At 73.3% G+C, this 9,381-nt stretch carries 8 protein-coding genes and 1 pseudogene; 4 read left to right on the forward strand and 5 right to left on the reverse strand.

Annotation, left to right across the window (positions count from 1 at the left end; all coding sequences use genetic code 11):
* Nucleotides 1-52: 52 nt before the first annotated feature.
* The 3 genes from Nocox_RS38190 to Nocox_RS38200 form a co-directional block, all read right to left on the reverse strand.
* Nucleotides 53-1,372: an acyltransferase family protein gene (locus Nocox_RS38190; RefSeq protein WP_157383450.1), complete on the reverse strand. Its 1,320-nt coding sequence runs from the start codon at nucleotides 1,370-1,372 to the stop codon at nucleotides 53-55.
* A 141-nt stretch (nucleotides 1,373-1,513) separates the two neighbouring features.
* Nucleotides 1,514-3,508: a hypothetical protein gene (locus Nocox_RS38195; RefSeq protein ID WP_020547050.1), complete on the reverse strand. Its 1,995-nt coding sequence runs from the start codon at nucleotides 3,506-3,508 to the stop codon at nucleotides 1,514-1,516.
* Nucleotides 3,509-3,593: 85 nt separating this feature from the next.
* On the reverse strand, nucleotides 3,594-4,808 hold the full coding sequence (locus Nocox_RS38200; RefSeq protein WP_246649678.1) for a benzoate/H(+) symporter BenE family transporter: 1,215 nt from the start codon (nucleotides 4,806-4,808) through the stop codon (nucleotides 3,594-3,596).
* A 109-nt stretch (nucleotides 4,809-4,917) separates the two neighbouring features.
* Here Nocox_RS38200 and Nocox_RS38205 point away from each other — a divergent pair, with 109 nt between their 5' ends.
* The 4 genes from Nocox_RS38205 to prfH all read left to right on the forward strand — a co-directional run bounded on the left by Nocox_RS38205 (nucleotide 4,918) and on the right by prfH (nucleotide 8,698).
* The gene (locus tag Nocox_RS38205; RefSeq protein WP_219495538.1) at nucleotides 4,918-5,460 is read left to right on the forward strand and encodes a helix-turn-helix domain-containing protein; all 543 of its coding nucleotides are present in this window, start codon (nucleotides 4,918-4,920) and stop codon (nucleotides 5,458-5,460) included.
* A 100-nt stretch (nucleotides 5,461-5,560) separates the two neighbouring features.
* The gene (locus tag Nocox_RS38210) at nucleotides 5,561-6,823 is read left to right on the forward strand and encodes a glycoside hydrolase family protein (protein WP_157383525.1); all 1,263 of its coding nucleotides are present in this window, start codon (nucleotides 5,561-5,563) and stop codon (nucleotides 6,821-6,823) included.
* A 118-nt stretch (nucleotides 6,824-6,941) separates the two neighbouring features.
* The gene (locus Nocox_RS38215; protein WP_026215277.1) at nucleotides 6,942-8,081 is read left to right on the forward strand and encodes an RNA ligase RtcB family protein; all 1,140 of its coding nucleotides are present in this window, start codon (nucleotides 6,942-6,944) and stop codon (nucleotides 8,079-8,081) included.
* A complete protein-coding gene (prfH, locus tag Nocox_RS38220) occupies nucleotides 8,078-8,698 on the forward strand; it encodes a peptide chain release factor H (protein ID WP_020547741.1) in 621 nt (206 codons plus the stop codon). Before Nocox_RS38215 ends, prfH begins: the two co-directional genes overlap by 4 nt.
* 6 nt (nucleotides 8,699-8,704) lie before the next feature.
* Here prfH and Nocox_RS38225 read toward each other — a convergent pair whose 3' ends face one another.
* Complete coding sequence (locus Nocox_RS38225) at nucleotides 8,705-9,154, reverse strand: group II truncated hemoglobin (RefSeq protein WP_020547742.1); 450 nt, start codon at nucleotides 9,152-9,154, stop codon at nucleotides 8,705-8,707.
* Nucleotides 9,155-9,258: 104 nt separating this feature from the next.
* Nucleotides 9,259-9,357: pseudogene (locus Nocox_RS44045) on the reverse strand (phosphorothioated DNA-binding restriction endonuclease family protein); the annotation flags it as partial.
* Between the last annotated feature and the right edge of the window lie 24 nt (nucleotides 9,358-9,381).

Raw genomic sequence — 9,381 nt, forward strand, 5'->3', positions numbered from 1 at the left:
TTTCCCCAGGTCATCAAGCGCACACCCGGCCGGCCGGGGTGCTCCGCGGCGATCAGCGATCGGAGCCCGGCGGGACGGGCCGGGTTCGTGCCACGCGCAGCACAGCGGCGCCGCACAGGTACGAGAGCACCCCGGCCCAGGGGAGCCCGGTCGGCCCGTGGTAGCCGGGGCCGGAGAAGGCGACGAAGATCAGCCCGGCCAGCACGGCGGCCAGGCCGAGCACCGTCGCGCCATCGCGCCACGGACCGCGTCGCTCGCCGGAACGCGGCGCCGGCCGACGCAGTTCGATCCGCGCGAAGAGGGCGACCAGGACGACGAGGACGAGGGCACAGGCCGCGATCCACGGCCCCCGCCACAGCAGCCACGCCGTGGAGTGCGGCGGGGGCTGCGGCAGCACACCGGTCGGGAACAGCAGAGCGGCCGCGACCGCCGCCGCCGTCATGTGCCAGAGGAACACGGTCAGGATGACCGCGTTGACCGCGATCACCACACTCCACGGGCCGGTCCGGCGAAGCCATCGGTTGGCCGCGGGCGCGAGGGCCAGGACCAGCCCGGCCTGCGTGGCGGCGAGCGCCATCAGCGCCAGGGTCGGTGGAGCCGTGTTGTACCCGACCATGGCGACCGGGTACGGGCCCACCACGGTCAGTCCGATCAGGGCGGCCAGGCCGCCGGCCGCGAGCGCGAGCGCCTTGCCGCGGCTCAGCCGCAGGAGCCCGTCCCGCCAGCAGAAGCCGAGCTGGTAGACCGCCATCCAGGCGAACAGGTAGGTGCTCTGACCGACGACCGGCACGTGCAGGCCCCTCCGCAGCAGGTCGGCGACGGCGACGACGACCACCAGCGCCACCGGGGCGGCGAGCCCCGCGCGGCGGTGCAGCGCGTGCAGCCACGGCGTGAGCACCACCAGGACGAAGTAGGCCAGCAGGAACCACAGCGGGATGGAGGCAAGCCACGCCGCGTGGCCGAGCAGCTCGCTGCCCACCCCGGCCGGCGTTGCCGCCACCGATGCCAGCGGCAGCACCACGAACAGCGCCGTCGTCGGCCGCAGCAGCCGGTCGGTCCGCCTCAGCACCCAGCCGATGCCGTCGCCTCCGGAGGCGCGGTGCGATGCCATTGAGGCGCTGCCGGCGTAGCCGCCGACCAGGAAGAAGATCGGCATCACCTGGAACAGCCAGGTGACCGGGTCCAGCCAGCTCAGGACGTCCAGCGCGTTGTACCCGGACAGCCGGCCGTCCCGGTAGGTCACGGCGACGACGAACCAGTGCCCGAACACCACCAGGCAGATGGCCAGCGCGCGCCACAGGTCGACGCTGCGCTCACGGCTTTCCGGCGTACGCGCCGCCAGGTCGCGCACCATCGCCGCCAACCCCCGCATGACTGCGACCCCCGCTCACCATGGATCACCGCGCGACACTTCGCCACCGAAGCGGAGGCAATGGTGACCCCGTCCCCCTGACCCGCGGTTCCTAATCCCGGCAGGCATCCGTGCCGCAGCTCGCCGGAAAGGCCGTCAAGATCAGTGTTTGCGCTTCTTCCTGCGGCCTCGGGCTCCCGGCGGCCGGGTGGGGACGAGGCGGAGGGGGTGGCGGGCGGTCCTGCGGAGCGGGCCGGCCACCAGCTCGCGCAGCTCCCGCAGTCCGACGGCATCGGGGTGCCCCGACGCCAGGACCGCCTCCAGGAAGTCGTACGCGTCCCCGCCGCCCATTCTCCTGAGCTGTTCGACAAGCCCCTCAGGTCCCGCGAGTTCCAGCACCGACAGGAGGTTCTCCGCCCCCATCAGCAGGTTCTCCCGCTCACTCAACGACCCGGGCTTCATCTCCCCCGCATCGATGAGCTGCGTCCACACGGCGGGCCCGAGGATCGGGTCGTGCCGGAGGTCCCGCAGCAGCCGTCTTTCTGGAAGGGCGTCGGCCAGCACGCGCAGCAGCGCCGCCACCCGCGTACGGAACGGGCAGTCCCGTACTGCCTGCACCAACGTCTCGACGTCCTGCCCAGGCCGGGCCAGCCACCCCTGGAGCTCCGCGACGGCGTCCTCCGGCGGATAGTGCTGGGCGAGCACTCCGAGCAGTTCGGCCGGCGGGGCGGTGGCGAGTTCGCCGACGAGGGGAGCGTCGCGGCCCTCGGCGAGGAGGCGGGCGCGGACGCCGCGCACGCCGAGCGGGGTGAGGCGGACCAGCGCCAGGTCGGGTTCGGCGAGGGCGGTGCGCAGGCGTTCGACCGCGTCCGGCGGCAGGGGCTGGTCGTCGTGGTCGAGGTCGCTCGCGTAGAGGGGGTCGGCGGGGCCGCGGGTGAGCTCCACGGCCCCGAGGTCGGACAGGACGTCGAACATGCGTCCCAGGTCCCGGGCGACCTCGCGGCGCAAGAGACCGAGCCGGCGCTCCTCCTCGTCGAGAACGAAGTACTCCTGGCAGGCCAGCCAGACCGTCTCTTCGAGCCGGACCACAGGCATCTCGTCCAGCCCGTACATGGAGTTGAGCACGTCCGGGAGAATCTCGTCGAAGATCTCGGCCAGGATGGGCTCGGGCCGCCATGTCGCGACAGGCACGGTGACCGCACGCCCCAGCTCCGGCAGGACCTCGAACGCGCGGCCCCACAGCGTCTCCGGGTCGCGCAGCAGGGGCGCGGCCTTGGCCACACGGAGCAGCCGCCCCTTGCTGGTGCGGGTCAGCCGCAGCTTCCTGGCCCAGGCGAGCAGCAGGTTGAGCTGCGGCAGATCGGCGGCGCTGCGGACGCGCAACTGGTCCTCGCCGGTGCCCAGCAGCGCCGACACCTCGAGGGCGTCGGCGACGCGGAGGTTGCCCGCGTCGGTGAGGGCGCGGCCGTCCTTGCCCAGCCAGTCGGCCAGGGTGATGAGACGCTGGACGGTCCGGCTGCGCCCGGCGGCCTCCGTCAGCTCGGACGCGGGGGGCAGGGAGACAGGCGGTTGGGGGAAGGCGCGTTCCTCGTCGATGCCGCCGTGCACGAGGCGGTGCTGCATGATCTTGTCAAGCACCTGCGCGTCGTACGGGACGCGACCCGCGTCGAGATCGCGCTTGAACCGTTCGAACGCCCCCGGGACGGTGAGGTCGTATCCCTGGCCGAGAGCCGTGTGCGCCCAGAACGTCGCCAGCCCCCGCAGGGCGGGATCGTCGAGCGCGGCCGCGTACTCCGCCTTCGCCCCGGCGATGATCTCCTCCGCCTCTTCGAGCGTGGCGCCGCGCGGGTCGCGAAGGCCGGTGACGTCGAGATAGCGCAGGTACGTGCGCAGCACCTCCGGAGCGAGGTCGAGCTCCTCCCGCGAGGCCGTCACCTTGTACGGTATGTACCGCAGCAGGAAGAACCTGATGCGTGCACCGTCCCAATACGCCAGCCGGCCGTCACGGCTCTCGTGCCGGGCGTCGACGGCGGCGGAGAGCAGCAGGTCATCGACGGGATGCCCGTGCTCCTGCGCCCAGGTGACGCATCGCCGGATCAGCAGGTCCTTGGCGGACTCGAACTCCTCGGCCTCTTCGGGCTCGAACCAGGTACGCACGGTCCCAGCCTCCCACCGATCCGGGGTCACCGTCGCGTGGTTCTTCCCGTCGAGGACGCGTCGGTGAGGGGAGCGTCCACGTCCACTACGACGGCTGGTCGGCCGGCACCCTGCTCTCGGGACGTTCCGTCCCGCTTCGTGCGGTGGACGGCGGTCGTCGCCGGTGCAGCAGGAGCGCGGTCAGGCCGCCCGCGACCAGGCCCCAGAACGCCGCGCCGATGCCCATGATCGTCATCCCCGACGCGGTGACCACGAACGTGACCACCGCGGCCTCCCGCCCCTCCGGTTCGGTCACCGCCTGGGCCAGTGACGAGCCGAGCGCCGACAGCAGCGCGAGGCCGGCCACCGCCGTGACCAGCACGGGCGGGGACAGCAGCACCAACGCCATGGCCAGGCCGGCGCCGAGGCCGAGCGTCAGCTGTCCGGCGCCGAGGGCCACGGTCGCGATCCATCGGCGGCCGGGGTCGGGGTGGGTGTCCGGGCCGGCGGTCAGCGCCGCGGTGATCGCGGCCAGGTTGACGGCGTGGCCGCCGAACGGCGCCGCCGCCGCGCTCGCCAGGCCGGTCGTGACGAGGACCGGGCGCAGGGGCGGCGTGTACCCGTACGTCGCCATGACGGCCATGCCGGGGACGTTCTGCGCGGCCATGGTGACGAGGAACAGCGGGATGGCGATGCTCACCACCACGGACGGGTTCAGCGTCGGGGTGGTCAGTTCGACCGCGGGCCCCAGCGCCGCGCCGGACAGGCCGTCGCCCGGCCCTTGGACCGCGATGGCGACGACCGCCACGACGAGCGCGCCGGGAACGGACCACTGCCGCACGTACCGCTGTAACACCGCCCAGGTCAGGACGACGGGGACGGCCAGCAGCGGGATGTCGACGACGGCACGTACCGGTGCGGTGCACAGGCTGAGGATGACGCCCGCCAGCATGGCGCCGGCGATCGGACGCGGGATGGCGGCGACCGCCCTGGCCGGCCACGGCGAAAGGCCGGCCAGGACGATGAGCCCGGCGCAGACGATGAACGCGCCGACCGCGGCGGGGAAACCGCCGGGCACGGGACCGGTCGCCACCAGCAGCGCCGCGCCGGGCGTCGACCAGGCGATGCTGATCGGCATGCGGTGGCGCAGCCCGAGGAAGAGCGCCGCCGCGCCGACGCCGCAGCAGAGGGCGAGCAGCCCGGACGCGGCCTGCCCGGGCGTCGCCCCGACGGCGCGCAGCCCGGCGAGCACGACGGTGAACGAACTGGCGTAGCCGACTATCGCGCTGACCAGCCCCGCCATGACGGCCTGCACCCGCATGCCCACCCTCGATTCGCCAGGCTTTCCATGACCGTTCCGTTTACGGAACGAACCCTAACGAGGTGGCCACCGTGGGACAAGTCCGGCGGCGGAATGCGAGGATTGCCGGGTGGACGGCCGTGAGACGGATATCGGGAGCCGGCTGCGGCGGCTGCGGGAGGCCCGCGGCATCTCCCTGTCAGCGCTGGCCCGCAGCGCCGGCATCGGCAAGGCCACCCTGTCCGGCCTGGAGCTGGGCACCCGCAATCCGACGCTGGAGACGCTCTACGCGGTGGCGGGAGCCTTGGGCGTGCCGTTGACGGCCCTCGTCCTGGAGGCCGGCGCACCGGCCGCGGAGGCCGTCCGCGTGCCGGGGTCCGCCGTGACGGCGACGCTGCTGGAGGTCTTCGAGGAGCCGACCGCGACGTTCGAGCTGCTGCGCATGCGCGTCCGGCCCGGCGTCGTGCAACACTCGCCGCCCCACGCCCCCGGCGTGACCGAACACGTCACGGTGTACGCGGGCGTGCTGCGCGCCGGCCCTGCCGACGCCCCTCTGGTGGCCGCGCCGGGCGAGCACATCTCCTGGCAGGCCGACGTCCCCCACGTCTACGGCACCATCGGCCCGGACGAGGCGCTGGCCACTCTGCTGATCCGCTCCCCCCGGCAGACCTGAGCCGCCGCAGGCGCCGCCGGGTTCCGCGCCCCCTCAACACCGGCGGCCGGGATCTGTAGAGTCGGCGGTCGCCGTCCGGCTCACCGCGAAGGACTGTCCGATGCTCATTCGCCGCGTTTCGCTCGTCGCCGTGCTCGCCCTCGTCGCGTCTCTGATCAGCCTGGTGCCGGCACATGCCTGGGCGCCGTCTGTCGAGTCCTCGGGTGTGCCGTTACCTGGGGGGATATATCCGGGCTCGTCCCGTTACAGCAGTGCCGGGTACTACCAGTACGCGCCGTCCATCGTGCAGACGTCCGCCACCCAGCGGATCATCTACTACTGCGCCAACACGGTCGAGTACGTGCCGGGCAGCGGCAACGCGCTCGCGGCCACGCACGATCACGTCCTGTTCAACGTCGGCACGCGGCAGCAGAACGGGTCGTACACGTGGGGCGCCACCCAGGTGGCGCTGCGGCCCCGCCTGCAGCCGGGGGACCCGCACCACCAGCCGGGCGTGCCGAGCTGGGCGGCGTACCACATCTGCGACCCGGACGTCGTCAAGGGCCGGTTCGCCTACACGACGCCCCAGACCGGGGAGCAGGTCTACACGTGGGCGATGTTCTTCACCGCCGCCGACAACAACGACCACGGCGCGGACGGGCGGTTCAACGTGGTCGGCGTCGCCCTCGCGACCTCACCCCTCGGCCCGTGGACGATCGTCGCGTCCCCGGTCATCGACATCACCGAGCCCGACTACAACGCGGCCGGGTACGGCGTCGGCCAGCCGAGCGCGACCAGCGTCGACCAGCAGGGGAAGCTGCTGCTGTTCTACAGCGGGCTGGACTGCGCCGCGCTGGACGCGCCGGACCCGTCCTGCGACGGCACCAGCCGCGGCACCGCCGTGCGCACGCTGGACCTGAGCGACGCCGACGCGCCCGTGCTCGGCGAGAGGTCGTTCGTCACCACGGCCGGTCTCACGCCGGAGCCGTTCCTGCCGAACTCCGGGCGGTTCCTGCACAACGCGTCCTGGGCGTACGACCCGGAGCGGAAGTCGTTCGTCGTCTCCCGGGACACCGGGGCGCTCGACGGCAACGAGGTGCAGGCGAATGTCGAGGTCGACCGGATAGCGGGATCGAGCATCTGGACGGGCGGCGGCGTCTGGACCGTCGTCGGCCAGATCACCAGCGCCCAGACGGGCTACCGGTGGAACCACAACTCCGGCCTGGTCCGGGGCCCCTACGGTGGTCTGGCCTATCAGCGCCCGCAGGACTACTCGGGCGTCGACGTGTACTTCGCCACCGAACCAGGACCGGCCGCCGGCACCACGCCGCCCTGGGACGGTTACTTCAGGTACCGCATGTTCCACAGCGCCTCTCCCCTGTGACCGGCCAGGGCGGAAAATCGTTTGCCCCGTGCGGCGGGGGTCGGGGAACGTGGAGGCGCACCCGCCGCCGTGATGCCGGCCGGCCCACTCCCCCTTTCGTTCAGCGAAGAGAGCGTCCTTGTCTGAGCAGCACTCCGCCATGGCCACGGTCACCGTGTTCGCCTCCCCCACGAGCTGGATCGAGTCCGACGCCGTCGCGCAGTGTCATCAGGTGGCCGCGCTCGACGGCATGAGGCACGTCGCCGCCATGCCCGACCTGCACCCCGGCAAGGGCGCCCCCATCGGGGCCGCCATGACGTCGGCCGTGCTCTACCCGTTCCTGGTGGGGTCCGACATCGGCTGCGGCATCGCCGTGTTCCCCATCGAGCTCAGGCGCGTCGTGCCCGAGAAGCTGGCCGCGCGGTTCCCCGATCTCGACCGGGCGCTCGACCCCGAGCGGGACGCCGACGACCCCGCCTGGGACGTGCTGAAGGGCGACATTCCCGCCGGTCACGTCGAGGGTCTCGGCACGGTCGGACGGGGCAACCACTTCGTCGAGCTGGCCAGGATCGGCACCGTCTTCGAGCCCGAGCACGCGAGCCGGCTCGGGCTCGACGCCGGTGACCTGGTGCTCGTCGTCCACAGCGGCTCCCGGGGGCTGGGCGAGCGGATCCTGCGGGCGCACACCGACGCGCACGGCGCGGGCCCCGCCCCCGATCCCGGCTCCTACCTGGCGCTCCACGACGAGGCCGTACGGTGGGGGTCGCTCAACCGGCGGCTGCTGGCCGCCCGGGTGGCCCACGCCCTGGGGGCCGACCCCACCGAGCCGATCGTCGACCAGTGCCACAACCTGGTCGAGGTCCGCGACGGGCTCTACCTGCACCGCAAAGGCGCCGCGCCGGGCGACGGCCGCGACGTGCTCATCGCCGGCACGCGCGGCACCCCGTCCTACCTCGTGGCCGGGCACGCCGGTGCGGACGCCGGCCATTCCGTGGCGCACGGCGCGGGCCGCAAGATGTCGCGCGCGGACGCGCTGCGCCGTGGGCGGGCCAAGCACACGGTCGAGGAGCTGCGCCGCACCCCCGTGGGGTCGGTGGTGGTGTGCGGGGACCGGCAGTTGCTGTTCGAAGAGGCGCCGACGGCGTACAAGCGCATCGAGCAGGTGATCGCCGACCTCGTCGCCCATGGCCTCGCCACGCCCGTGGCCACCACGGTCCCGCTGGTCACGTACAAGACGCCGGAGCTCGGGCCCACACGCCGCAAGCGGGGGCGTCCGTGAGCGTGCACCTGCTCCTGTCGGCCGGGCGCGGCCCGCAGGAGTGCGCCTGGGCCCTCGCCCGGCTGCTGCGCCGCCTGGAGACCGACGCCGCCCGGCACGGCCTGGAGACCCGCCGGGCCGACACCGTCCCCGGCGACCGGCCCGGCACCTACCGGTCGGTCCTCGTCAGGATCGCCGGAGCGGGCGCCGAGGAGTTCGCCGCCTCGTGGACCGGGACGCTGTGCTGGCAGGCCCCCAGCCCGTACCGTCCCAGCGCCGGCCGCAAGAACTGGTATGTCATCGCCCGGCCGTGCCAGGTCGACGTCCCGCGCACGACGTTCGCGGAGGCGGACGTCGACATCGTCGCCTGCCGCACCGGAGGCCCCGGCGGCCAGCACCGCAACAAGGCCAGCACGGCGGTGCGGGCCACCCACCGGCCCACCGGGATCGTCGTCGTGGTCGACACCGAGCGGCAGTTCAGCCTCAACCGCCGCATCGCCCTGCGGCTGCTGCGCGAGCGCGTCGAACGCGGCGACGAGGCGGCGGAGCGCGCCGTCACCGCCGCCCGCCGGCGCGTCCACGACGAGCTCGTACGCGGCGACCCCGTCCGCGTCGAACGCCCCGAGACCCCGTCGTGAGGCGACTCAGCGTTGCGGGCCGTCCCACGACCACCGGGGGATGCTCAACCCCTCCGGCACGTCGGCCGCCGACTCCGGGTAGCGGGCCATGCTCGTGGTGGTGGCCCAGGCGAAGTAGTCGTGAAGCACCTGACGCAGCGGCTCCCCCTCGGCCAGCCCCACGTCGCCGAGAGCCTGGTCGAAGCAGGCGATCGCGCGGCGGTCCATCTCCTCGTGCTTGCCGTTGCCGCTGTGCAGGCGCACGACGAACGTCTCGTCGCCGCACTCCTTCGAGTAGGCGGCCGGCCCGCCGAGCGCCTCGGCCCAGTAGGCGGCCAGCCGCTCGCTGTGCCGAGGGTGGAAGCCGCGGCTGAAGGCGTGGCCCACCACCTCGTCCACCATCACGCGGGCGTGCCACGCCTCGGCGAGGCGGAGCAGGCCCTCGCTGCCGCCCACGGCCGTGTACACGGTCTCCATGCCCCCGAGGATGCCAGGGCCCACCGACAATTCGCGCCCCGCGCCGCGGTCAGGTGCGAGCGGGCGGGCGGAAGACCTGGTGGCTGTGGGCTTGGCGATCCCGGGCGGCCCAGGGCGTACAGCAGGAGGAGCGGCTTGTGCGGGGCGCGCTCGCCGCCCCTGGTCCAGCGCCGGATCTCGGCGATCCGCTCGATCCAGTCCACGGTCGGCCAGTGTAGAGCGGTTTC

Origin of the sequence: Nonomuraea coxensis DSM 45129 (assembly GCF_019397265.1) — a bacterium.
GTDB lineage: Bacteria > Actinomycetota > Actinomycetes > Streptosporangiales > Streptosporangiaceae > Nonomuraea > Nonomuraea coxensis.